The sequence below is a fragment of the Streptomyces sp. NPDC042259 genome (genome assembly GCF_055582085.1).
Genome location: NZ_JBVJDW010000015.1, coordinates 111528 through 134506, shown reverse-complemented (window position 1 = coordinate 134506; position 22979 = coordinate 111528). Strand labels below are relative to the sequence as shown.

The following is a 22979-nucleotide window of genomic DNA, read 5'->3' as shown; positions in this document are numbered from 1 at the left end:
GAGGAGCAGCCGATGCCGGAGACGAAGACGATGTTTTCCTTGGCGAGGCCGAGTTCGGGCATGAAGCCCTGTACGGCGGCGAGGATGGCGTAGTCACCGCAGCCGGGGCACCAGCGCACTTCCTGATCCGACTTGAAGTCCTTCATGGACTGCTTGGCGTCGGCCTTCGGCACCAGGGAAAGCGCCTCGATCGAGGAAGGACCCCCCGAGATCGTCTCAGTCATTGATGGCCTCCTTGAACACATCGGCGAGCTGCTCGGCCTTGAACGGCATTCCGCTCACCTGGGTGTAGGAGCGGATGTCCGTCAGATACTTCGCTCGCAGCAGGGTCGCGAGCTGACCGAGGTTCATCTCCGGTACGACCACCTTGTCGTAACGCCTCAGCGTTTCGCCGAGATTCCCGGGGAAGGGGTTGAGGTGACGCAGATGGGCCTGGGCGATGTGGTGGCCCTCGGAGCGGGTGCGCCGCACGGCGGCGGTGATGGGCCCGTAGGTCGAACCCCAGCCGAGGACGAGGGTGTCGGCCTCGCCGCTCGGGTCGTCCACCTCCAGGTCGGGGACGGTGATGCCGTCGATCTTGGCCTGGCGGGTGCGGACCATGAAGTCGTGGTTGGCGGGGTCGTAGGAGATGTTGCCGGTGCCGTCCTGTTTCTCGATGCCGCCGATGCGGTGTTCGAGTCCGGGGGTGCCGGGCACCGCCCACGGCCGGGCCAGCGTCTCCGGATCACGCTTGTAAGGCCAGAAGACCTCGGTCCCGTCCGCCAGCTCGTGATTGGGGCCGGAGGCGAACTGCACGCGCAGATCCGGGAGTTCGTCGGTATCGGGGACGCGCCAGGGCTCGGAGCCGTTGGCAAGATAGCCGTCCGACAGCAGGAACACCGGCGTCCGGTACGTCAGCGCGATGCGCGCCGCGTCGATGGCCGCGGCGAAGCAGTCCGCCGAGGTCCGGGGCGCGACGATGGGCACCGGGGCCTCGCCGTTGCGCCCGTACATCGCCTGCAACAGGTCGGCCTGCTCGGTCTTGGTCGGCAGACCGGTGGAGGGGCCGCCCCGCTGGATGTCGACGATGAGCAGGGGGAGTTCGAGGCTGACGGCGAGTCCGATGGTTTCGGATTTGAGGGCGACGCCGGGGCCGGAGGTGGTGGTGACGGCGAGGGAGCCGCCGAAGGCGGCTCCGAGGGCGGCGCCGATGCCGGCGATCTCGTCTTCGGCCTGGAAGGTGCGGACGCCGAAGTTCTTGTGTTTGGAGAGTTCGTGGAGGATGTCGGAGGCGGGGGTGATGGGGTAGGAGCCGAGGTAGAGGGGCAGGTCGGCCTGGTGGGCTGCGGCGATGAGGCCGTAGGACAGGGCGAGGTTGCCGGAGATGTTGCGGTAGGTGCCGGCGGGGAAGGCGGAGGTCGCGGGGGCGACCTCGTAGGAGACGGCGAAGTCCTCGGTGGTCTCACCGAAGTTCCACCCCGCCCGGAACGCCGCGACGTTGGCCTCCGCGATCCGGGGGTTCTTCGCGAACTTGGTACGGAGGAATTTCTCGGTGTTCTCCGTGGGCCGGTGGTACATCCAGGAGAGCAGGCCGAGGGCGAACATGTTCTTGCTCCGCTCGGCCTCCTTCCGGGAGAGCCCGAAGTCCTTCAGCGCCTCGATCGTCAGCGTCGTGAGCGGCACCGGATGGACGCGGTAGGCGTCCAGCGAACCGTCCTCCAACGGGCTCGTGGCGAAACCGACCTTGGTCATCGGACGCTTGGTGAACTCGTCGGTGTTGACGATGATCTCCGCGCCGCGCGGCACGTCCGCCAGATTCGCCTTCAGTGCCGCCGGGTTCATCGCCACCAGCACGTCCGGCGCGTCACCGGGCGTCAGGATGTCGTGATCCGCGAAATGCAGCTGGAACGACGAAACCCCCGGCAGGGTGCCTGCGGGGGCTCGGATCTCGGCGGGGAAGTTCGGCAGCGTCGACAGGTCGTTGCCGAACGACGCGGTCTCGGAGGTGAACCGGTCACCGGTGAGCTGCATGCCGTCACCGGAGTCACCCGCGAAACGAATGATCACCCGGTCCAGTCGGCGCACCTCCTTGGTGCCGCCTGGATCCCCGGTGGGAATGCGCTGTCCGGCGAGGTGTGACGGCTCGCCTCGCTGCTCGGCTGGATCGGCCTGCTCGGCCGGGCTACTGACCTGGCTGGTCACTGCTTCGGACCTCCCTCATGGCGGCGGTCCGCACATGGTGGTGCCGACCGGCGTTCCCACGGCCATCGTACGTGGGGAAGGGTTTCCTCCTCTGGAGGGACCACAGGTTGAACCCACGGATATGGCCCCCTTATGTCCTTGTATGTCATGGTCATCCGGCGTCGCGGCCGCTTATTTACTAGGCGTGCCGCTAGGACTTTGGTTCTAGGGCCATGTATCCGACGCGGCCCGTGCCGCACGCCCGACCGGGGTACGGCAGCCGCGCGACCGGGTCCCGCCGGGCGGATGACAGCACGTCAGCGCACCGGGCCGGGCCGGAGTGAGGGAATCCGGATGAATGCGGACGGAGCGGCGGACCGCGGTCAGGACCGCAGATACGTCAGGACCGCCAGAACCCGACGGTGATCCCCGTCACTCGGCGACAGCCCCAGCTTCGCGAAGATGTTGCTGACGTGCTTCTCGACCGCCCCGTCACTCACCACCAACTGCTTGGCGACCGCGGAATTCGTCCTTCCCTCGGCCATCAGACCGAGGACCTCCCGCTCCCGGGGGGTCAGCCCGGCCAGCACGTCCTGCTTGCGGCTGCGGCCCAGCAGCTGGGCGACGACCTCGGGGTCCAGCGCGGTGCCGCCCCGGGCGACCCGCACGACCGCGTCCACGAATTCGCGCACGTCGGCGACCCGGTCCTTGAGCAGGTAGCCCACGCCCCGGCTGCTGCCGGCCAGCAGCTCCGTCGCGTACTGCTCCTCCACGTACTGCGACAGCACCAGCACCCCGAGGCCCGGGTGGTCGCGACGCAGCCGCACCGCGGCCCGGACGCCTTCGTCGGTGTGGGTGGGCGGCATCCGGACGTCCGCGACGACCACGTCCGGCAGGGCGTCCTCGGCGGCGAGTTCGGTGATGGTCTTGATCAGTGCCTCGGCGTCACCGACACCGGCCACGACGTCGTGGCCCCGGTCGGTCAGCAGCCGGGTCAGTCCCTCCCGGAGCAGCACCGAATCCTCGGCGATGACCACCCGCACCCTGTCCTCCACGATTTACGGCCCCCCAGGCCCGGCACGCACGCCGGGCGGTATCACGCTGTAGACGATTGACATCGCCCAGCATGTCAGCATTCGGCCGCCCGGCGGGGCGCGCGATGCCGTCGGCGCCGGGACCGGTCGCCGACGGCCCCGCGCGTGCCCGCCTCCCGCCCGGCAGCGGCCCGCCCCGCCGGACGGACCGGCGGGGCGGGTGCCCGGGCGGGGGAGGGGAACCCCGGGGCGGTGCGGGTCAGGCGCGCCAGGGCAGCTCCGCCGTGATCGTCGTCGGACCGCCCACGGGCGAGTTCACCACCAGCAGCCCGTCCACCGCGTCCAGTCGCTCGGACAGCCCCGCGAGACCGCTGCCGCCGGCGGTCGTCGAGGCGCCGCCGCGGCCGTCGTCGGAGACCTGGAGCATCAGCCGGTTCGCCGACCGCCACATGTCGACGCGGGCCGTACGGGCGGCGCTGTGCTTGCTGATGTTCTGCAGCAGCTCGGAGACGATGAAGTAGGCCGTGCCCTCGATCGCGGCAGCCGGCCGGACCGAGAGGTCCACCTCGACCCGCACGGGCACGGTGCACCGCGCGGCCAGCGCCGACAGGGCCGGGCCGAGCCCACGGTCGGTCAGGATCGCCGGGTGGATGCCGCGGGCGAGGTCCCGCAGTTCCTGGAGGGCGAGCTTCACCTCGCCGTGCGCCTCGTCCACCATCCTCGCGGCGGCCTCCGGGTCCTCCTCCAGCTTCTCCTTCGCGAGGCCCAGGTCCATGGCGAGGGCGACGAGCCGGGCCTGCGCGCCGTCGTGCAGATCGCGCTCGATGCGGCGCAGGTCGGCGGCGGCGGTGTCGACGACGACCCCGCGGTCCTCCTCCAGCTCCCACACCCGGGTCGCCAGCCGGGACGGCCCGAGCAGCCCCGTCACCAGCAGCCGGTCCACCTGCGTCAGCCCACGGATGATCCACGGGTTGACCAGCACCAGGAGCAGACCGGCGGCGCAGGTGACACCGGTCTCGAAGGGGTTGTCGAGGTAGACGGCGGTGCCGTCGGAGTCGCCGTAGAGCTGCATGCCCGGCTGGCCCCAGTGCGGGTACATCCACGAGTACGCCGGGTAGAGGAACAGCGCCCAGCCGACGAGCGTCAGCGTCAGCGACACGCAGAACGCGCCGACCGCCCACGGGAAGTGCAGCAGCCCGTACAGCATGTGCCGCCAGGACACCCCGTCCTTGAGCACCGCGCCCAGCCAGGCCATCGGCCCGCTGTGGCCCTTACGGGGCCGGATCGGCTCCGGGCCGGCGATCTCCAGCCCCAGCAGCCCCCGGGCCCGGGTCCGCTCGACGGCTCCCAGCCCCCGCGCCCCGACGAGCGCGGCGGCCAGCACCGGCAGCCCGATGAAGGTGATCAGCAGACCCACGCCGAGCGAGGCCATGGTGACCACGTAGCAGAAGAAGAGGACCGCCATCGGGAAACTGAGCATCAGGTAGAGGAACTCGCGCCATGTGCGGCCCGCCAACGGCGCGCGCAGCACGGCGGGCACGCGGTGGGGCCGGTGGGCCGTCTGCCGTCCGTAATCGATGGCCATTTCTCTTCCGATCTCCGAGTCTCCGGGGGATTCCGCCTGATGACTCGAGTCTCCTGGAACGCCGGGCCCGTGGACCATGCGGCGAGTGGGTGTCTTGGGGGTGGGGCCAGCCCTACCCTTTGCCTCCGGCGGGCGGGTGGACGACGGGCGGGCCCGGTCGGTGCGCCAGGCCGCCTGCGGCGGCGAGCGCCCTGCGGGCGTGTCCTCAAGCGCCGGACGGGCTTGAATCAAGCCCGTCCGGCGCTTGAGGACACGGCACAGCAGCCCGTCCGTCGCTTGAGGACACGGCACAGCAGCCCGTCCGTCGCTTGAGGACACGGCACAGCAGCCCGTCCGTCGCTTGAGGACACCGCCGCGCAGCGGTGGTGCTCCACGATCCGCCCGACGGGCTGAGGTCAGCCCGTCGAGCGGTCGCGCCACGGCAGTTCCGCGGTGACGACCGTCGGGCCGTCGGCCGGGGAGTCGACGACGAAGAGGCCGTCCACCGACCCCAGGCGTTCGGCCAGCCCCGCCAGTCCGCTTCCGGACGCCGTCGAGGCGCCGCCGCGGCCGTCGTCGCGCACCCGGATCAGCAGCCGGTCCTTCGCCCGCCACAGCTCGACGCCCGCCGTGCGGGCCCCGCTGTGCTTGCTGATGTTCTGCAGCAGCTCGGAGACGGTGAAGTAGGCGATGCCCTCGATCGCCGGCGCCGGGCGGGCGGCCAGCTCCACGGACACGCTCACCGGCACGGTGCAGCGTGCCGCCACCGACGACAGCGCCGCGTCCAGCCCCCGGTCCGTGAGCACCGCCGGGTGGATGCCGCGGGCGAGGTCCCGCAGTTCCTGGAGGGCGAGCTTCACCTCGCCGTGCGCCTCGTCCACCATCCTCGCGGCGGCCTCCGGGTCCTCCAGCACCTTCTCCTTCGCCAGCCCGAGCCCCATGGCGAGGGCGACGAGCCGGGCCTGCGCGCCGTCGTGCAGATCCCGCTCGATGCGGCGCAGGTCGGCGGCGGCGGTGTCGACGACGATCTCGCGGTCGTCCTCCAGCTCGGCGACCCGCCGTTCCAGCTCGTCGGACGGGCTCAGCAGCCCGCGCACCATCGCCCGGTCCACATTGGTCATGGCACGCGCGAGATGACCGAGCACCGGCCACAGCACGAACAGCGAACAGAGCGTGACCGCGAAGGTGAGAACGCCCCATGGCAATCTGATGAACGAATACAGGGTGCTCCGCCACGCCACCGGGTCCTTCAGCGTCATCCACAACCAGGGGAAGAATCCCCCGCCGTCACGGCGCCGGCGCGGCAGCGGGCTCGGCTCCTCGATCCGCACCCCCAGCAGCCGGCGCGCCCGCGCCCGTTCGACACGGCCCAGGTAGCGCGCGCCCGTCAGCCCGAGCGCCAGCAGCGGCAGCCCGATCACGGTGACCGACAGACCGACGCCCACCCACAGCCACAGCGAGACGTAGACGAAGCCCGCGATGCCCTCCGGCAGGTTCAGCAGGAGGTGCGCGATCTCCTTCCACGTCCGTCCGCCGAAGGGCAGCCGGGCGGGAGGGAGCCGCTCGTCGGGGCCGCCCTCGACGTCGTCGTGGGTGTCGGGGGCGGTGTGACCGGACCGACGAGGGGAGCCCGGGGCGGCCTCGGGGGCCGTACGGCTGGCGTTCATAGGGCCCAGACTGCCGGGCGGCCCGGGCGCGGCGCCATGGGGGCCGTGGGTGCGAAGGTGTAGGGATAACCCCACCCCCGGCCGGTAGCGCTGCTCACTCCAGGCGCGGCAGGGCCTAGACTCCCGTGCGTACAGATCGTCGAACGCGGGTGACCGGAACAAAACCGGAAGAACAGCCGCACAGGGAGCGAGGGGCGGACGTGCCGGAGGCGACCGTGCGCACCGCGAGTGCCGACGTCCGGCTCGCGGCCGACTACTTCGATGGCTATGCGACGGTCGGCCTGCTGGCCGTCGTCGGGGTGCTGTTCGTGGCCGTGGCCTTCGCGGCCGGGCGGCTGCTGCGGCCCGTGGTGCCGACCCCCGAGAAGCTGCTGACCTACGAATGCGGCGTGGACCCGGTCGGCGAGGGCTGGGCGCACACCCAGGTGCGCTACTACGTCTACGCCTTCCTCTACGTCGTCTTCGCGGTGGACTCGATCTTCCTGTTCCCCTGGGCGACGGTCTTCGCCGCGCCGGGCTTCGGCGGCGCGACGCTCGTCGAGATGTTCATCTTCCTCGGCTTCCTCGCCGTGGGCTTGTTGTACGCATGGAAGAAGGGCGTCCTCGAATGGACGTGACACCCCCGGTTGACCTTCCCGAGCCGCGCCGGCTCGGGGTGCTGTCCCGCCTCGCGCCCGAACCCATGAAGGTGGTCCTGAACTGGGGCCGCCGCTACAGCCTGTGGGTCTTCAACTTCGGCCTCGCCTGCTGCGCGATCGAGTTCATCGCCGCGTCGATGGCCCGGCACGACTTCATCCGCCTCGGCGTCATCCCCTTCGCCCCGGGCCCCCGCCAGGCGGACCTCATGATCGTCTCGGGCACGGTGACGGACAAGATGGCCCCGGCCGTGAAGCGGCTCTACGAGCAGATGCCCGAGCCGAAGTACGTGATCTCCTTCGGTGCCTGCTCCAACTGCGGCGGCCCCTACTGGGACTCGTACTCCGTCACCAAGGGCGTCGACCAGATCATCCCGGTCGACGTCTACGTCCCCGGCTGCCCGCCCCGGCCGGAGGCGCTGCTCCAGGGCATCCTCAAGCTTCAGGAGAAGATCGCGCAGGAGTCGCTGGGCGACCGCTACGCCTCCGGCGCGGATACGTCGGTCGCGGCGCTGCGCAGCGGTCTGGTGGCACCGCCGGGCGCCTCCGGCGGTGCGGAGGAGACGGACCGATGACGACCGATCCGACGAACCCGGCGGACGCCGCCAACGCGGGCGAGGCCGCCGAGGGGGCCCCTCGTGCCGCCCGCCCGGCCGGGGCGACCGCGCCGGAGCCCACCGGGGCCGACGCCGCGTCCACCGCACCGCCGGAGGCACCCGCTCCCGAGCCCGTCGTCGGGTGGCTGCCGGGTGGCGCCGCCGCGCTGTTCGGCGAAGGGGCGAGCGCCGAGGAGTCGTACGGGCTGCTCACCGTGGACGTACCCGCCGCCGCGTGGATCACCGCGCTGGAAACCGCGCGGGACACCCTCGGCTGCACCTACTTCGACTGGCTGAGCGCCGTCGACGAACCCGGCACGGGCTTCCGCGTCTGCGCGCACGTCGTCGCCCTGCCCGGTGCGGCTGACGCCGTGCGGCGGCTGGTCGTACGGACCACCGTGCCGCACGACGCGCCGGCGCTGCCCAGCGCGGTCGGCGTCTACGCCGGAGCGGCGTGGCACGAACGCGAGACGTTCGAGATGTTCGGCGTCGACTTCACCGGTCACCCGCACCTGGTGCCGCTGCTCCTGCCCGAGGGCTTCGAGGGGCACCCGCTGCGCAAGGACTTCGTGCTCGCCGCGCGGGTCGCGAAGGCGTGGCCCGGGGCCAAGGAACCGGGCGAGGCCGAGGGGGGCGGCCCCAAGCGCCGCCAGATGCTTCCGCCGGGCGTCCCCGACCCCAACGAGTGGGGCCCCCTCAAGGGCCAGCTCCCGCCCGCTCCCGCCCGCCCGGCCCGCGGCCCCCGCGCCGCGGGCGCCGCGGCCGCCGACCGCCCGGCCCGCCGCACGCGCAGCGTGGCCGCCGGCTCGGCGAGCCAGGCGGAACCGGCGGCGGCCGCCGGTACTCCGGCAGCGGTTCCCGAGCGGCCTGCCCGCCGTAGCCGCAGCGTGAGCGAGGGCTCCGCGAGCCAGGCGGCTCCCGCGGTCGAAGCGGCCGGTGCGGAAGCCCCGGCGCGCCCCGCCCGTCGCAGCCGCAGCGCGAGCGAGGGCTCCGCGAGCCAGCAGGAAGCGGCCGAGCCGCAGGCCGAACGCCCGCGCCCGGCACCGCGCTCGTCCGACGCCCCGTGGCACCACGCGCGCCCCGCGTTCGACGAGGCAACGGAAAAGCCTGCCCCCGAGACCGCCACCACCCCGACAACACCCGCCGAGGGCCCCCGGCCCGAGGCCCCCGGGCCTGCGGCCGGCGCAGCCGGAAGCGCTCCCGAGCCCGAGGCCAAGCCCGAGCCCGGCGCAGCCGAAAACGCTTCCGAGCCCGAGGCCGACCCCGAGCCCGGCGCAGCCGAAAGCGCTTCCGGGCCCCAGCCCAATCCCAAGCCCGACACAGACGACCCGGCGGGAGGCCGCCCCGCATGAGCGACATCCTCGACGTGGCCATCCGTCTGGCCGCCGTATTCGTCGCCTTCCTCGTGCTGCCGCTCGTCCTCGGGCAGACCGAGCACAAGGTGATGGCCCACATGCAGGGCCGGCTCGGGCCGATGTACGCCGGTGGGTTCCACGGGTGGGCGCAGCTCATGGCGGACGCCGTGAAGTTCGCGCAGAAGGAAGACATCGTGCCCGCGGGCGCGGACCGGCGGATCTTCCAGCTCGCGCCGGCCGTCGCCCTGCTGCCCTACCTGCTCGTGCTCGTCGTGATCCCGGTCGGGCCGGGCAACGCCGTCGGCGAGTTCATCGACGCCGGGATCTTCTTCGTCCTCGCCGTCATGGGCATCGGCGTGCTCGGCTCGCTGATGGCCGGCTGGGCGTCGGCCAACAAGTTCTCCCTGCTCGGCGGTCTGCGCACCGCCGCGCAGCTGATGGCGTACGAGCTGCCGATGCTGCTCGCCGCGGCCTCGGTCGCGATGGCGGCCGGGACGCTGTCGCTGCCCGGCATCCTGGAGGCCTTCCACTGGTGGTGGGTGCCCTGGCAGATCGTCGGCGGGCTCGTGTTCTTCACCGCGGGCCTCGCCGAACTCCAGCGGCCCCCGTTCGACATGCCCGTCGCCGACTCCGAGATCATCTTCGGCGCGTACACCGAGTACACCGGTCTGCGCTTCGCGCTCTTCCTGTTCGCGGAGTTCGTGGGCATCGTGGTGCTCTGCGCACTGACGACCGTCCTCTTCCTCGGCGGCTGGCACGGCCCCTTCGGGGCCGACGGCCTCGGCCCCCTGTGGACCCTGCTCAAGACGGCGCTGCTCGCCTTCGTCGTCATCTGGCTCCGGGTCAGCTACCCCCGGCTCCGCGAGGACCAGCTGCAGAAGCTGGCCTGGACCGTGCTCATTCCGCTCGCCCTCGCGCAGATCGCGCTGACCGGCGTCATCAAGGTGGTGATCCAGTAATGGCGATCCCCGGTTCCGGCCTCGCCAAGGGCCTCGCCGTCACCCTCCGCACGATGACGCGGCGCTCGATCACCGACCAGTACCCGGACGTACAGCCCGAGCTGCCGCCCCGCACCCGCGGAGTGATCGGCCTGTTCGAGGAGAACTGCACGGTCTGCATGCTGTGCGCCCGTGAGTGCCCCGACTGGTGCATCTACATCGACTCCCACAAGGAGACCGTGCCCCCGGCCGCGCCGGGCGGGCGCGAGCGCAGCCGCAACGTGCTCGACCGCTTCGCGATCGACTTCTCGCTCTGCATGTACTGCGGCATCTGCATCGAGGTGTGCCCCTTCGACGCGCTGTTCTGGTCGCCGGAGTTCGAGTACGCCGAGACCGACATCCACGAACTCACCCATGAGCGCGACAAGCTCCGCGAATGGATGTGGACCGTGCCCGAGCCGCCCGCGCTGGACCCGGCGGCCGAGGAGCCCAAGGAACTCGCGGCGGCCCGGAAGACGGCCGAGAAGCTGGCCGCGCAGCAGGCCGCCGAGACGGAGAAGAAGCAGGAGGGCGAGGCATGACCGGTACCGCCGACGTCACCGCGCTCGCCGCGCACGCCCACGGCTTCCTCTCCCCGACCGGCGTCGAGATCCTCTTCCTGCTGGTCGGCGTCGTGACGCTCGGCTCGGCCGTCGTCACCGTCACCACCAAGCAGCTGGTGCACGCCGCCCTCTGGCTGGTGGCCGCGCTCGGCGGGCTCGCCGTGGAGTACCTGCTGCTCACGGCGGAGTTCATCGCCTGGGTACAGGTGCTGATCTACGTCGGGTCCGTCGTCGTCCTCCTCCTCTTCGGGCTGATGCTCACCAAGGCCCCCATCGGCCGCTCCCCGGACGCCGACTCCGGCAACCGCTGGGCCGCCCTCGCGGTCGCGGCCGCCGCGGCCGCCGCGCTCGTCTGGGTGGTCGTGGACGCCTTCCGCGCCACCTGGATCGACCTCGACGGCGCCGTACAGGGCTCCACCAAGGTCTCCGGAGAGAGCCTCTTCCGGTACTGGGTGCTGCCCTTCGAGGCCCTGTCCGTCCTGCTGCTCGCCGCCCTCGTCGGCGCGATCGTCCTCTCCCGCCGCGACAGCGACGGTGACGCGGAGAAGCGGCCCGGCAAGCCCGGCACCGCCGGCAAGGGGGGCGAGCGCTGATGCACCTCGTCTACCCCGCCGTCCTCGCCGTGCTCCTCTTCGGCGTCGGCCTGTACGGCGTGCTCGCCCGGCGCAACGCCATCCTCGTCCTGATGGCCGTGGAGCTGATGCTCAACGCCGTCAACCTCAACCTCGTCGCCTTCGACGTGTGGCTGCGCGACACGCTCCACGCCGGGCAGGCGCTCACCCTCTTCACCATCGCCATCGCCGCCGCCGAGATCGGCATCGGTCTCGCGATCGTGCTGCTCGTGTACCGCAACCGCGGCACCGCCGACGTCGACCGGCTCCGTGACCTCAACGAGGGCGAGGACGCCGAGGCCTACGCGGCCGCGACGGACGTCGCCGCGGACCCGGCCGGCGCCGGCGGTGACCGGCCGAACGGCCCCGACCAGAAGGCAGAGGCCGTCGCGTGACGACCACGACCACCGCCGTCCTCGTCCCGCTGCTGCCCTTCCTCGGTGCCGTCGCGGGCATCCTGCTCGGCCGCCGCGCCCCCGGCTTCGTCCGGCCGCTGGCCGTCCTGCCGACGCTCGCCGCGGCCGTGCTCGCCGTCGTCGTCGCCTGGCGGCAGGGCGGCGGCGAGGACATCGACGCCGCGACCCGGCTCACCCCGACCGGGTCCGTCCCCATCGACCTCGCCCTGCACCTCGACGGCTTCGCCGTGCTCGTCGCCGTGCTCGTCGGCGTCGTCGCGTCCTGCGTGCAGCTCTACTCGACCGCCTATCTGCGCGACGACCCCCGCTACCCCTCCTACGCGGCCCTCGTCTCCCTCTTCACCTCCGCGATGCTGCTCGTCGTCTACTCCGGCGACCTGATGGTGCTGCTGGTCGGCTGGGAGATCATGGGCGTCTGCTCGTACTTCCTCGTCGGCCACTACTGGGAGACCGAGGCCGCCCGCGCCGCCTCCCTCAAGGCCTTCCTGGTCACCAAGCTCGGCGACGTCCCCTTCCTGATCGGCATCCTCGCGCTGGCCGCCGACGCCGGAACGTTCCGCGTCAACGGCATCCTGACCGCCGCCGTCTCCGGCGACGGGCTCGACCACCCCACCCTCATCGCGCTGCTGCTCCTCGCCGGCGTCGCGGGCAAGTCCGCGCAGTTCCCCCTGCACACCTGGCTGCCCGACGCGATGGCCGGCCCCACGCCCGTCTCCGCGCTGATCCACGCCGCGACGATGGTCGCCGCCGGTGTCTACTTCATCGCCCGGCTGCTGCCCGTCTTCGCCGCCTCCACCGCGGCGCTGGTCGTGCTCGCCGCGATGGCCGCGCTCACCATGGTCGGCTCGGCGCTCGCCGCCCTCGCCCAGGACGACATCAAACGCGTCCTCGCCTACTCCACCGTCGGCCAGCTCGGCTACATGACCGGCGCGCTCGCCGTCGGGGACCGCGGTGCCGCCGTCTTCCACCTGATCACCCACGGCGCGTTCAAGGCACTCCTCTTCCTCGGCGCAGGTGTGATCATCCACGCCGCCGGTACGAACTCGCTGGCCGCGATGGCCCGCATGGGGCACCTCGCCAAGCGCATCCCCGACGCCTACTGGACGATGACCGTCGCCCTCCTCGCCCTCGCCGCCATCCCCCCGTTCAGCGGCTTCTTCTCCAAGGAAGCCGTCCTCGGCGCGGCCGAGCACGCCGCCACCGGCGACGCGAGCGGCATCCCCGGCACAGCGGGCTGGATCGTCCTGGTCGCCGGACTGCTCACCGCCCTCCTCACCGCCGGGTACGCCACCCGGCTGTGGCTGCTGGCCTTCCGCGGCCGCGGCACCGAGGCCGCCGACCACGGCAAGCAGCCCGTCGTCATGAACGCCACCCTGTGGGTCCTGTTCGTCCCCGCCCTCGGGCTCGGCCTCGCCGCCTGGAAGCTCCCCGACTGGTTCGACGGGCACTCCCTCACCCCGACCCTCACCACCTCCGTCCTCGGCACCGGCTGCGCCCTCGTCGGCGCGCTCGTCATGTACGCGGCCTGGCGGCGGACCGCCGTGCTCGCCGCCGGCACGCCCATGGGCGCCGTCGCCGCCGACCCGGACGCCGCCCCCGCGGTCTCCGAGGAAGAGGCCGTCGCCAGCCACACGGCCGCCTACGGGAACATCGCCTCCGCCCAGGACCCGGCCGACCCCGGCCGGCTGCTCCTCGGCCCCCTGCACCGCCACGCCGCCGTCGGCTTCCACCTCGACGCCGCGTACGGCGCGCTGTTCGTCCGGCCCGTGCGCGTCGCGGGCCGTCTCGCGCACTTCCTCGACCGCGAGGTCGTCGACACCTACGTACGCGGCGCGGGCGCGGCCCCCCGTCTGCTGGGGTGGGCCGTCCGCCGGGCCCAGACCGGCAATGTGCAGACCTACCTCGGCGCCCTGCTCGCCGGCTCCGTCGTCCTGGCCGTCGCCGCCGTTCTCGTAGCCACCGGAGCCTGACCGTGAGTCATACCGTCATGCAGATCCTCCTCGCTGCGATCGTCGTCGTCCCCCTCCTCGGCGCCGTCGCCGCCCTGCTCCCGGCCCCGCCCGGGCTCAAGGGCACGAGCCCCGGCCAGGCCGTGCTCCGGCACGGCGTCACCGTCACGGGCGCCGTACTCGCGCTGTCCGTCGCCCTGGCCGCCGGCTTCGACCACGACGACCCCGCCCGGATGCAGGCCACCACCGACATCGGCTGGATCCCGGCCCTCGGCATCCGGATCCACCTCGGCGTGGACGGCGTCTCGCTCCCCCTGCTCGTGCTGACCGCGCTGCTGACCTTCCTCAGCGCGCTCTACAGCTACTTCAAAATGCCCGACGGCCCCTCGCCGAAGGCATTCGTCGCCCTGATCCTCGTCCTGGAGTCCGGCACCCTCGCGTCGTTCGCCGTCCTCGACCTGATGCTGTTCTTCCTCGCCTTCGAGATGGTGCTCATCCCGATGTACTTCCTCATCGCCCGCTGGGGCGGTGACGGCCGCGAGCGCGCGGCCTGGCGGTTCATCCTCTACACCCTGCTCGGCTCCGTCGTGATGCTGCTCGGCCTGCTCCTCATCGGCATCGAGGGCGGCACGTTCGACATGGTGGCCCTCGCCGACGACAACGGCTCCGGGCTCGGCCACACCACCCAGCTCGTCGCGGTCCTCGCCATCGGCGTCGGCCTCGCCGTCAAGGCCCCCATGTGGCCCCTGCACAGCTGGCTCCCCGACGCCCACACCGCCGCCCCGACCGTCGGCTCGGTGCTCCTCGCGGGCGTCCTGCTGAAGATGGGCACGTACGGGTTCGTCCGCATCCTGCTGCCCATCGCACCCGACGGCGTGCACACCTTCGCGCCCTACCTCGCCGCCTTCGCGGTCGTCGGCATCCTCTACGGCTCCCTGGTCTGCCTCGCCCTCGCCCGCAGCGGCTCCGGCGGCGACCTCAAGCGCCTGATCGCCTACTCCTCCGTGGGCCACATGGGCTTCGTGCTCCTGGGCATCGCCACCCTCACCCCCACCGGAGTGAACGGCGCGCTGTTCGCCAACGTCGCCCACGGCCTCATCACCGGCCTGCTGTTCTTCCTCGTCGGCGCCGTCAAGGACCGCTACGGCACCAGCGACCTCGACCGGCTCTCCGGAGCGAGCGGCGCCGCGCTCTACGGCAAGGCACCCCGCCTCGGCGGGCTCCTCGCCTTCGGCGCCGTCGCCTCGCTGGGCCTGCCCGGCCTCGCCGGGTTCTGGGGCGAGATGCTCGCGATGTTCGGCTCCTTCGAGCCCGCCGAGGGGCTCAGCCGCCCCGCCTACCTCACCTTCATGGCCATCGCCGGCTTCGGCACCCTGCTGACCGCCGCGTACATGCTGATCGTCGTGCGCCGGGTCTGCATGGGCGGCGACGGCGACGGCCACGGCGGTGACCACGCCGGTGGCCCCGCGCACGCGCCGACGTCGCTCCCCGACGTCCGGGGCTACGAGTTCGCCGCCTGGACCCCGCTCGTCGTCCTCACCGTCCTCGCCGGACTCTGGCCCGCGGCCCTCCTCGGCCTCACCGACCCGGCCGTGTCGCAGCTCCTCCGAGGAGGCAACTGATGGGCTCCCTGGTCCAGTCCGTCGACTGGCTCGCCATCGCCCCGCCCACCGTCACCGCCGTGGTGGCGCTCGTCATCCTGGTCGCCGACCTCTTCCTCCCCGAGGAGCGCAAGCCCCTCCTCGGCGGGATCGCGATCGGCGGGCTGCTGCTGGCCGGGCTGTCCCTGCTGCCCCTGCACGACGGTGACCGCTCCACGTTCTGCCTCAGCACCGGCACGCGCGCGTGCAGCTACACGGCGGACCACTTCACCCTCGTCATCCAGTTCCTCGTCCTCGGCGGCGCCCTGCTGACGGCGCTGCTGTCCGTCAGCACGCTCACCGACTTCGAGCTCCCCTCCGGCGAGTACTGGTTCCTGCTGCTGTCCTCCGCCGCCGGTGCCGCACTGCTGCCCGCCTCCCGGGACCTCGCGACCCTCGTCGTGGCCCTCGAAGTGGCCTCGCTGCCCGCCTTCGCCCTCGTCGGCCTGCGCCGCGGCGACCGCCGCTCCTCGGAGGCGGCGCTCAAGTTCTTCCTCTCCTCCGTCACCGCGACCGCCGTCATGCTGCTCGGCGTCAGCTTCGTCTACGCGGCCACCGGCACCCTGCACCTCACCGAGGTGGCCGAGGCCCTCACCGACGTCGACCCGCGCCTGGAAACCCTCGCCCAGGCGGGCGTGGCGCTGACCCTCGTCGGCTTCGCCTTCAAGACCGCGGCCGTGCCCTTCCACTTCTGGGTACCCGACACCTATGTGGGCGCCCCCCTGCCCATCGCCGCCTATCTGTCGGTCATCGGCAAGGCCGTCGGCTTCACCGGCCTCATCCTCGTGACCGTCGTCGGCTTCCCCTCGTACTCCGACGTCTGGGGCCCGGCCCTCGCCGTCCTCGCCGCCCTCACCATGACCGTGGGCAACGCCGCCGCGCTGCGCCAGCGCGTGGACCGCGCCCACAGCGCCGTGCGCCTGCTGGCCTGGTCCTCCGTCGGCCAGGCGGGCTACCTCCTGGTGCCCATCGCCGCCGCCGCGTACACCGACGACCCCGGCCACGCCATCGGCTCCACCGTCGCCTACGCCCTGATGTACGCCGTCGTGAACCTCGGTGCCTTCGCCGTGGCCGCGCTGGTGGCCCGCACGAGCCCCGCGAACCGCATCGCGGACTACCGGGGCCTCTACGCCCGCCGTCCGCTCGCCGCCCTGGCCATGGGCTTCTTCCTGCTCTGTCTGGCCGGCCTGCCGCCGGGGATCATCGGCCTGTTCGCCAAGGTCACCGTCTTCTCGGCGGCGGTCGACGCGGGCCTGGGCTGGCTGGCGGCCGTCATGGCGGTCAACGTCGTGATCGCCCTCTACTACTACCTCCAGTGGACGGCGGTCCTCTTCCGCGCGCCGGACGGGGCCGTGTCGTCGGACGGGATCGCGTCGCCCGGGGCCGAGGCCGCCGGAGACCACCCGCGCCCGCGCGTGCCCGCCCCCCTGGCGACGGCGATCGCCCTCGCCGCCGTCCTCGGCATCGCCCTCTCCGGCGCCCCGCAACTCGTCCTGCGCTTCGCCTCCGGCGCCCTGCTGTAACCAGCCCCCCGAACCGCCCGTGGACGCCCGCACGGTCACCCGTACGGCCTACGGGCGGTTCGGCGCGCGACCCGCCGTACGGCCGGTGTGCACAAGGGAACTAGCCACCTTCATCTGGCGTTGACCAGTTCGGAAGGTTCCACTGGAACGTGGAAGCGCGAGGTGGAAGCACCGAGCAAAGGGTTCCCCTGCCGCACCATTTGGAGGGCGTACCGTGCACCGCCGGCACAACGGGTTGAAGACCGCCGTACTCCTCGGTGGGCTGTCCGCGCTCATCATCGTCATCGGCAGCGTCTTCGGACGGACGGGCCTGATCGTCGCCGTCCTCGTGGCACTCGGCACCAATGCCTACGCCTACTGGAACAGCGACAAGCTCGCCCTGCGGGCCATGCGCGCCCGGCCCGTCAGCGAATTCGAGGCCCCGCGGCTCTACCGCATGGTCCGCGAACTCTCCACCGCCGCCCGCCAGCCGATGCCCCGCCTCTACATCTCCCCGACCGAGGCCCCCAACGCCTTCGCCACCGGCCGCAACCCGCGCAACGCCGCCGTCTGCTGCACCGACGGCATCCTGCGCCTCCTCGACGAGCGCGAGCTGCGCGGCGTCATCGGCCATGAACTCAGCCACGTCTACAACCGCGACATCCTCATCTCCTCGGTGGCGGGCGCGCTCGCCTCGGTGGTGATGTTCCTGGTCAACTTCGCCTGGCTGATCCCCTTCGGCCGCTCGGACGACGACGAGGGCCCCGGCCTCATCGGCATGGTCATGATCATGCTGCTGGGGCCGATCGCCGCGTCCGTCATCCAGCTCGCCGTCAGCCGCTCCCGCGAGTACGAGGCCGACGCCTCCGGCGCCCGCCTCACCGGCGACCCCCTCGCCCTCGCCGACGCCCTCCGCAAGCTCGACGCCGGCACCAAGCGGCTGCCCCTGCCGCCGGAGCCCCGGCTGGAGACCGCGAGCCACATGATGATCGCGAACCCGTTCCGCGCGGGCGAGGGCATGGCCAAGCTGTTCTCCACCCACCCGCCGATGGCGGAGCGCATCAGCAGGCTGGAGCGGATGGCGGGCCACCGGGGGTAGGGGGCGGGGTCTGCCGCCCCCTGCGGGAGCGTCCGCCGCCGACCCGCCGGACACTCCCTGGGTAGGCTGGGCGCGGCCCCATCGTGAACCGGAACAAGGAGCAGACGTGAGCGAGTCGGCGTCCACCGCCCTGCAGCAGGAGATCGCCCGGGAACTCCAGGTCGCCGAGGCCTTCGAGGCCGAGCGGGAGATCGAACGCCGGGTGGCCTTCCTCGCCGAGCGGCTGACCTCCACCGGACTGCGCTCCCTGGTGCTCGGCATCAGCGGCGGCGTCGACTCCACCACCGCCGGCCGGCTGTGCCAGCTCGCCGTGGAGCGGGCCCGGGCCGCCGGCCACGAGGCGCGCTTCTACGCGATGCGCCTGCCCTACGGGGTCCAGGCCGACGAGCACGACGCCCAGCTCGCACTGTCCTTCATCCGTGCCGATCACGTACTGACCGTCGACATCAAGCCCGCCAGCGACGCCGCGCTCGCGGCCGCGCTGGCCGCCGACGTGAGCTTCCGCGACGACTCCCACCAGGACTTCGTCCTCGGCAACATCAAGGCCCGGCAGCGCATGATCGCCCAGTACGCGGTGGCCGGCGCGCACAACGGCCTGGTGGTCGGCACCGACCACGCCGCCGAGGCGGTCTCCGGCTTCTTCACCAAGTACGGCGACGGCGCCGCCGACCTGGTCCCGCTGACCGGCCTCACCAAGCGCCGGGTGCGCGCCGTCGCGGACGCGCTGGGCGCACCCGCCGAGCTGGTGTGGAAGGTCCCGACGGCCGACCTGGAGACCCTCGACCCGGGCAAGGCCGACGAGGACGCGCTGGGGGTCACCTACGACGACATCGACGACTTCCTGGAGGGCAAGCCGGTGGACGAGCGCGTCTTCGAAACGATCGTCACCCGCTACCGCCTCACCGAGCACAAGCGGCAGCTGCCGATCGCTCCCTGAGGGACATCGGTGCCCGACGAGGGCGGCGCCGGCTACGGCGCGTGGGAACGGCGCTCCTTGCGTTCCACCACGAGCGACGCCGTCCCCGCGACGCTCCGGTGGTCGCCGCCCGTGAAGACGAGCACGATGTCACCCCGCCCGTTCCGGCGCACGGCCTTCACCTCACGCGCACGCCCCCTCTCGGTCACGACGTCGCCGCGCTCCACTCGCTGTGACCACACTCGGAACCCCATGTCCGCCACCTTCCGTCCAGGCGTCCCAGCGCCCTGTCAACCCGTGGGTCGAGCGCGGCCCTTCCGCGGGAAGGTCCGCGCTCTGCCGGACCGGGTGGTCAGTCCCTGTCCGACACGGGTCGCCCCCCCCACCTCCCCAATCGCGTGATGAACAGTGAACGACGTGCCGAGCGCGACCGGGAGCGTTCACCTTGGGGCCCACATGAACACCGAGGCCCTGTCAGGGGGTTCACCGATGAACCCCTGACAGGGGGCGCGGTGCCAGCATGAACCCCAGGCGTCGACTGGGGGCCGGGGGAGCATGGGACGCGAGCCGAACGAACAGTTGATCTCTCTCATGGGAGAAGCCAATGGTGCTCACCGACCACCGCTGGGGACTACGTCTGGGAGGTCGTACCCGCGGGTACGCGCAACCGTAGCTGGGCCTCTGGACGTCTCAGTCGCCAGTGAACCAAATGCGTGGAAGGCTGAAATTTATGAAGTTCATCCTGAATATTGTTTGGCTGGTCCTCTGCGGATTTTGGATGGCACTCGGTTACGTCGTCGCGGGCCTGATCTGCTGCGTCCTCATCATCACCATCCCGTGGGGTATCGCCTCGTTCCGCATCGCGGCCTTCGCCCTGTGGCCCTTCGGCCGGACGACGGTGGAGCGGCGGGATGCCGGGGCGGGGTCGCTGATCGGCAACGTCATCTGGTTCGTCTTCGCCGGATGGTGGCTGGCGCTCGGTCACATCATCACGGGCATCGCCCTGTGCGTCTCGATCATCGGCATCCCGCTCGGCATCGCCAACTTCAAGCTGATCCCGATCTCGCTGATGCCGCTCGGCCGTGAAATCGTCCCCACGGACCGGCCGTTCGCGACGCGCTGACGGGGTTGGCGGACTCTTGGGCGCAAGCCGACGGCTTGTGGAAGGGTCGTGCCTGTTCGATCGGTGCGGCTCAGGGGGGCACGGTGCCCAAGAAGAAGGCTCGGAAGAAGGCGGAGGCCGCGGAGGCGGCCCGCTGGGCCGAGCGCCGCCGGCTCGTGCGGCAAGAGGCATTGCGCAAGGTACGGAAGGGGCTTTCCCGGTCGCCAGGAGAGGGAAGTCACGAGATATCCCGGGCACTGGACAGCCGGTTGGCCGCCTTCCGGGAGAAATTCGACGAGGCGGCGGACGGGCACGCCGCCGGGGGCGACGACGCCGGTAAAACCCCGCAAGCCGACGCCGCGGATCTCCTGGAGCCGCTGGTCGGCGCGATTGTCGAGCGCAAGAATCCGCGCATCGCCCTGAACGTGGACGTCGGGCTGCAACGCATAAGCGACCTGGAGGGCCCGGAGGCGGCGGGCTATTTCGGGGCGACCCTCCTGGCCGTCGTCTTCGGCTGGCTCGTCGGTGCGCGTGATGCCGGGCTCGCGCCACGAGAGGCCGAGCAGGCCATGGAATGGATCCGGGACGGCCTCGGCGCCGACGCCGAGCGGGCGGCGCAAAGCCTCGGCGGGCTCATCGGCCACCCCGAGGCCGGGGACGGCACGCTCGACGACGCCATGGACGAGCTGGGCGACGAGTTCATCCCCGCGGCCATCTGGTTGGTCGCCGGAGTCACGGCCACGGCCGGCGGCGGGGACACGGCCTGGCTGCGTCAGTTCGACCTGGCCCCGGCCGGCTGAGAGGCCGCGATGACGACACACAACGACTTCGGCGGGCGCGCCGAGCATGTGATCCAGGGCCGGGACATCGGCGTCACGTTCAACCTTCCGGACCGGCCGTCGTCGGCGCTCGCGGGACTGCCGCCGTGTTCCACCACCTTCGTGGGGCGCGGCATGCAAGTCAGCGCCCTCATCGGGGGTTTGGCGCCGGCCGCGGAAGGCCGGGCGCCGGTGGCGGTCGTGACGGGACCGGCCGGCGTGGGCAAGACCGAGCTGGTGCTCCAGGCCGCGGATCACGCCTTGCGGCAACCCGGCTGGTTTCCCGGCGGGGTCCTGTTCGTCGACCTCTTCGGCTACGACAGCGCGCGGCGGGTCACACCATCCCAGGCGCTCGTCACCCTGCTGCACGCCCTCGGGGTGCCGAGCGAACACGTCCCACCCGATCTGCCCGAACGCTCACAGCTCTTCCGTACCGTGCTCGCCACACGCGCCGAAGCCGGTCGACGAGTGCTGATGGTGTTGGACAACGCCGCGAGCGAAGAGGACGTACGGCACCTCCTGCCGAGCGACAAAGGCACCGCCGTCCTCATCTCGTCACGCCACACACTGGCCGGGCTGGATGCCCGGCCACACAGGCTCGGGCTGCTTCCCGCCGACGCCGGCGTCACGCTACTCCGGGACGTCCTCGGGCAGGCATGCGAGAGCGATACCAGAGTGAGCGAAGCCCCGCAGGACGCCAAGCGAATCGTTGAGCTGTGCGACGGTTTGCCCTTGGCGCTGCGCATCGTGGCCTCACTCCTGGTGGACAGGCCCAACCGGCCGTTGTCGTCCCTTCGCGAGGCCTTGGAGGACGGTCGCTCGCGGCTGGACACTCTGAGCCGGGAGGACCGTGCCGTACGGGCGGCCTTCGATCTCTCCTACGAACAGCTCTCCCCGGGCCAGGCCCGGTTGTTCCGGTTGCTCTGCCTGAACCCCGGCCCGGACTTCTCGACAGAGGCCGCGGCCCAGTTGAACGGTTCCGGCATCCCGGAGGCCGAACGGCTCTTGGGCGACCTCGCCCGCATGCACTTGGTCGCGCTCGGCCGCGCGGACGGTCGCTGGCGCCTGCACGACCTTGTCCACTTGTACGCCGCCCATCGCCTCCGGACGGAGGGCGACGAGAGTGACGGGGGAGACAGCCTGCGTCGCCTCTGGCTCCACTACTGCGGGGTCAGCCTCGACGCGAAAGACCGCGCGTTCGTCCACAGAGACGACGCGCAGCCTGCGGGGAACCGCTTCAAGAGCCGGGCCGACGCGTTGAATTGGCTGGAGGCCGAGCGCCATTCGCTCATGGCCGTGGCGCTGACGACACACCGGGGCGGTGACGACGTGGTGTGCATGGCGATCGCCTTGCACATTTCGCCGTTCCTGGGGGACTTTCGCTACCTTGATGACGCCGTCGCCATCCTCCGCGCCGCTGTCAAGTCGAGCCGGAAACTCAAGGAGCCGGGCGATGAGGTCATCCTCCTGACCAGGCTCGGTGTCATTTACCGCGACCTTCGGAAGTTCAAGAAATCCGTGCGCGCACATGCCAGGGCGATCACGTTGTCGCGGAAGCACAAAGACCCGCGCGGCCGGGCCAGTGCCCTGAACAATCTCGGCCTGACGCTGTACGACCTGCGGCGGTTCGAGGAAGCGATCGACGCTCACGCGAAAGCGGAAAAGGCATTCCGGCGTCTGGGTGACGAGCACGGGGCCGCCCAGGCACTGTCGAACATCGCGGAAACACTGACCGCGGTGGGAAGGACGGCGGAAGCGGCCGCGATGCACCGTCGCGCGGCGAAGATCTACCGCGCTTCGGGTGACCGGCTCGGCTATGCCCAGGCGCTGGGCAGCCTGGGGATGGCGTTGCGTAACGACGGAAAGCTGAAGAAGGCCGTCGCCGCCCATACCAAGGCGGTCTCCCTCATGCGGGAGCTGGATGCCCCGCAGCCGCTGGCGATCGAGCTGGGCAACCTCGGGGTCGGGCTCCTCATGGTCGCGAAGCACGGGAAGTCGCGGGCCGCCCAAGAGGCGGCTCTGGAGATATTCGAGCGCATGGGTGACCGTCACAGCCAGGCGAAGGTCAAGGGAAACATCGGCCTGGTCCGGCAGAAACAGGAGAAGTGGGCCAAGGCCGCGGTGGCTCACACCGAGGCGGCCGAGCTGTTCGCGGAGACCGGAGACGATCACGGCCTCGCCATGGAACTGGAGCACCTGGCCCAGGCGCTGGCACACCAAGGCCTGCTGGCCGAGGCCTTCGAGACTTTCCTGCTGGCCGCCGGACTGTTCGAGCAGGTGGGGGATACGGCGTCGGCACGAACGGCCGCCAAGTGGGCGGATGTCGTCTGCGAGGTAGCCGAAGAGCTGGACACCGTCCCCGGCTGAGCCCGCAC

20 protein-coding genes and 1 pseudogene are annotated in these 22979 nt (G+C 71.6%); 15 read left to right on the top strand and 6 right to left on the bottom strand.

The features are described 5' to 3' along the window. From ACZ6MA_RS30760 to ACZ6MA_RS30740, 5 genes and pseudogenes are all read right to left on the bottom strand, one after another. Positions 1–224 (bottom strand): annotated as a pseudogene (locus ACZ6MA_RS30760) (2-oxoacid:ferredoxin oxidoreductase subunit beta); the annotation flags it as partial. Continuing rightward, a complete protein-coding gene (locus ACZ6MA_RS30755) occupies positions 217–2181 on the bottom strand; it encodes a 2-oxoacid:acceptor oxidoreductase subunit alpha (RefSeq protein ID WP_469437791.1) in 1965 nt (654 codons plus the stop codon). The gene ACZ6MA_RS30755 and the pseudogene ACZ6MA_RS30760, both read right to left, overlap by 8 nt. Before the next feature lie 362 nt (positions 2182–2543). Continuing rightward, on the bottom strand, positions 2544–3203 hold the full coding sequence (locus ACZ6MA_RS30750; protein WP_469437798.1) for a response regulator: 660 nt from the start codon (positions 3201–3203) through the stop codon (positions 2544–2546). A gap of 250 nt (positions 3204–3453) precedes the next feature. After that, on the bottom strand, positions 3454–4779 hold the full coding sequence (locus tag ACZ6MA_RS30745) for a sensor histidine kinase (RefSeq protein ID WP_469437789.1): 1326 nt from the start codon (positions 4777–4779) through the stop codon (positions 3454–3456). A 395-nt stretch (positions 4780–5174) separates the two neighbouring features. Beyond that, positions 5175–6425 (bottom strand): sensor histidine kinase, encoded by a 1251-nt coding sequence (locus tag ACZ6MA_RS30740; RefSeq protein ID WP_469437788.1) that lies wholly within the window; start codon positions 6423–6425, stop codon positions 5175–5177. A 200-nt stretch (positions 6426–6625) separates the two neighbouring features. Here ACZ6MA_RS30740 and ACZ6MA_RS30735 point away from each other — a divergent pair, with 200 nt between their 5' ends. From ACZ6MA_RS30735 to nadE, 12 genes are all read left to right on the top strand, one after another. Continuing rightward, positions 6626–7042: an NADH-quinone oxidoreductase subunit A gene (locus ACZ6MA_RS30735; RefSeq protein ID WP_469437786.1), complete on the top strand. Its 417-nt coding sequence runs from the start codon at positions 6626–6628 to the stop codon at positions 7040–7042. Beyond that, entirely contained in the window at positions 7033–7635 is a 603-nt protein-coding gene (locus ACZ6MA_RS30730) for an NADH-quinone oxidoreductase subunit B (RefSeq protein ID WP_469437784.1), read from the top strand. Before ACZ6MA_RS30735 ends, ACZ6MA_RS30730 begins: the two co-directional genes overlap by 10 nt. Beyond that, the gene (locus ACZ6MA_RS30725; protein WP_469437782.1) at positions 7632–9008 is read left to right on the top strand and encodes an NADH-quinone oxidoreductase subunit C; all 1377 of its coding nucleotides are present in this window, start codon (positions 7632–7634) and stop codon (positions 9006–9008) included. The genes ACZ6MA_RS30730 and ACZ6MA_RS30725 overlap by 4 nt, the downstream gene beginning before the upstream one ends. After that, positions 9005–9970 carry a complex I subunit 1/NuoH family protein gene (locus ACZ6MA_RS30720; RefSeq protein WP_469437780.1) on the top strand — a complete coding sequence of 322 codons (966 nt, stop codon included), beginning with the start codon at positions 9005–9007 and terminating at the stop codon, positions 9968–9970. Before ACZ6MA_RS30725 ends, ACZ6MA_RS30720 begins: the two co-directional genes overlap by 4 nt. Then, complete coding sequence (locus ACZ6MA_RS30715) at positions 9970–10530, top strand: NuoI/complex I 23 kDa subunit family protein (protein WP_469437778.1); 561 nt, start codon at positions 9970–9972, stop codon at positions 10528–10530. The genes ACZ6MA_RS30720 and ACZ6MA_RS30715 overlap by 1 nt, the downstream gene beginning before the upstream one ends. Then, positions 10527–11144 (top strand): NADH-quinone oxidoreductase subunit J family protein, encoded by a 618-nt coding sequence (locus ACZ6MA_RS30710; RefSeq protein WP_469437777.1) that lies wholly within the window; start codon positions 10527–10529, stop codon positions 11142–11144. The genes ACZ6MA_RS30715 and ACZ6MA_RS30710 overlap by 4 nt, the downstream gene beginning before the upstream one ends. Further along, positions 11144–11557 carry an NADH-quinone oxidoreductase subunit NuoK gene (nuoK, locus tag ACZ6MA_RS30705; protein ID WP_469437775.1) on the top strand — a complete coding sequence of 138 codons (414 nt, stop codon included), beginning with the start codon at positions 11144–11146 and terminating at the stop codon, positions 11555–11557. Before ACZ6MA_RS30710 ends, nuoK begins: the two co-directional genes overlap by 1 nt. Further along, complete coding sequence (locus ACZ6MA_RS30700) at positions 11554–13548, top strand: NADH-quinone oxidoreductase subunit 5 family protein (protein ID WP_469437773.1); 1995 nt, start codon at positions 11554–11556, stop codon at positions 13546–13548. The genes nuoK and ACZ6MA_RS30700 overlap by 4 nt, the downstream gene beginning before the upstream one ends. Before the next feature lie 17 nt (positions 13549–13565). Further along, on the top strand, positions 13566–15149 hold the full coding sequence (locus ACZ6MA_RS30695) for a complex I subunit 4 family protein (RefSeq protein ID WP_469437796.1): 1584 nt from the start codon (positions 13566–13568) through the stop codon (positions 15147–15149). Then, entirely contained in the window at positions 15149–16690 is a 1542-nt protein-coding gene (locus ACZ6MA_RS30690; protein WP_469437771.1) for an NADH-quinone oxidoreductase subunit N, read from the top strand. The genes ACZ6MA_RS30695 and ACZ6MA_RS30690 overlap by 1 nt, the downstream gene beginning before the upstream one ends. 214 nt (positions 16691–16904) lie before the next feature. Beyond that, positions 16905–17768, top strand: a complete 864-nt coding sequence (gene htpX / locus ACZ6MA_RS30685) for a zinc metalloprotease HtpX (protein ID WP_469437769.1) — start codon at positions 16905–16907, stop codon at positions 17766–17768. 106 nt (positions 17769–17874) lie between these two features. Then, positions 17875–18705 (top strand): ammonia-dependent NAD(+) synthetase, encoded by an 831-nt coding sequence (gene nadE, locus ACZ6MA_RS30680; RefSeq protein ID WP_469437767.1) that lies wholly within the window; start codon positions 17875–17877, stop codon positions 18703–18705. 32 nt (positions 18706–18737) lie between these two features. Here nadE and ACZ6MA_RS30675 read toward each other — a convergent pair whose 3' ends face one another. Then, a complete protein-coding gene (locus ACZ6MA_RS30675) occupies positions 18738–18938 on the bottom strand; it encodes a hypothetical protein (RefSeq protein ID WP_469437766.1) in 201 nt (66 codons plus the stop codon). A 476-nt stretch (positions 18939–19414) separates the two neighbouring features. Here ACZ6MA_RS30675 and ACZ6MA_RS30670 point away from each other — a divergent pair, with 476 nt between their 5' ends. The 3 genes from ACZ6MA_RS30670 to ACZ6MA_RS30660 all read left to right on the top strand — a co-directional run bounded on the left by ACZ6MA_RS30670 (position 19415) and on the right by ACZ6MA_RS30660 (position 22971). Next, positions 19415–19807 carry a YccF domain-containing protein gene (locus tag ACZ6MA_RS30670; RefSeq protein WP_469437765.1) on the top strand — a complete coding sequence of 131 codons (393 nt, stop codon included), beginning with the start codon at positions 19415–19417 and terminating at the stop codon, positions 19805–19807. Between the two features lie 83 nt (positions 19808–19890). Then, the gene (locus tag ACZ6MA_RS30665) at positions 19891–20586 is read left to right on the top strand and encodes a hypothetical protein (RefSeq protein WP_469437763.1); all 696 of its coding nucleotides are present in this window, start codon (positions 19891–19893) and stop codon (positions 20584–20586) included. 9 nt (positions 20587–20595) lie between these two features. Beyond that, on the top strand, positions 20596–22971 hold the full coding sequence (locus ACZ6MA_RS30660) for an ATP-binding protein (protein ID WP_469437762.1): 2376 nt from the start codon (positions 20596–20598) through the stop codon (positions 22969–22971). Positions 22972–22979: the final 8 nt, after the last annotated feature.

What these genes read in the sequence shown, in the direction of transcription:
- ACZ6MA_RS30745 (WP_469437789.1), bottom strand. Translation starts at nt 4,779, where the DNA reads ATGGCCATCGATTACGGACGGCAGACGGCCCACCGGCCCCACCGCGTG.
- ACZ6MA_RS30740 (WP_469437788.1), bottom strand. Translation starts at nt 6,425, where the DNA reads ATGAACGCCAGCCGTACGGCCCCCGAGGCCGCCCCGGGCTCCCCTCGT.
- ACZ6MA_RS30730 (WP_469437784.1), top strand. Translation starts at nt 7,033, where the DNA reads ATGGACGTGACACCCCCGGTTGACCTTCCCGAGCCGCGCCGGCTCGGG.
- ACZ6MA_RS30725 (WP_469437782.1), top strand. Translation starts at nt 7,632, where the DNA reads ATGACGACCGATCCGACGAACCCGGCGGACGCCGCCAACGCGGGCGAG.
- ACZ6MA_RS30720 (WP_469437780.1), top strand. Translation starts at nt 9,005, where the DNA reads ATGAGCGACATCCTCGACGTGGCCATCCGTCTGGCCGCCGTATTCGTC.
- ACZ6MA_RS30715 (WP_469437778.1), top strand. Translation starts at nt 9,970, where the DNA reads ATGGCGATCCCCGGTTCCGGCCTCGCCAAGGGCCTCGCCGTCACCCTC.
- ACZ6MA_RS30710 (WP_469437777.1), top strand. Translation starts at nt 10,527, where the DNA reads ATGACCGGTACCGCCGACGTCACCGCGCTCGCCGCGCACGCCCACGGC.
- nuoK (WP_469437775.1), top strand. Translation starts at nt 11,144, where the DNA reads ATGCACCTCGTCTACCCCGCCGTCCTCGCCGTGCTCCTCTTCGGCGTC.
- ACZ6MA_RS30695 (WP_469437796.1), top strand. Translation starts at nt 13,566, where the DNA reads ATGCAGATCCTCCTCGCTGCGATCGTCGTCGTCCCCCTCCTCGGCGCC.
- ACZ6MA_RS30690 (WP_469437771.1), top strand. Translation starts at nt 15,149, where the DNA reads ATGGGCTCCCTGGTCCAGTCCGTCGACTGGCTCGCCATCGCCCCGCCC.
- ACZ6MA_RS30675 (WP_469437766.1), bottom strand. Translation starts at nt 18,938, where the DNA reads ATGGGGTTCCGAGTGTGGTCACAGCGAGTGGAGCGCGGCGACGTCGTG.
- ACZ6MA_RS30670 (WP_469437765.1), top strand. Translation starts at nt 19,415, where the DNA reads ATGAAGTTCATCCTGAATATTGTTTGGCTGGTCCTCTGCGGATTTTGG.
- ACZ6MA_RS30660 (WP_469437762.1), top strand. Translation starts at nt 20,596, where the DNA reads ATGACGACACACAACGACTTCGGCGGGCGCGCCGAGCATGTGATCCAG.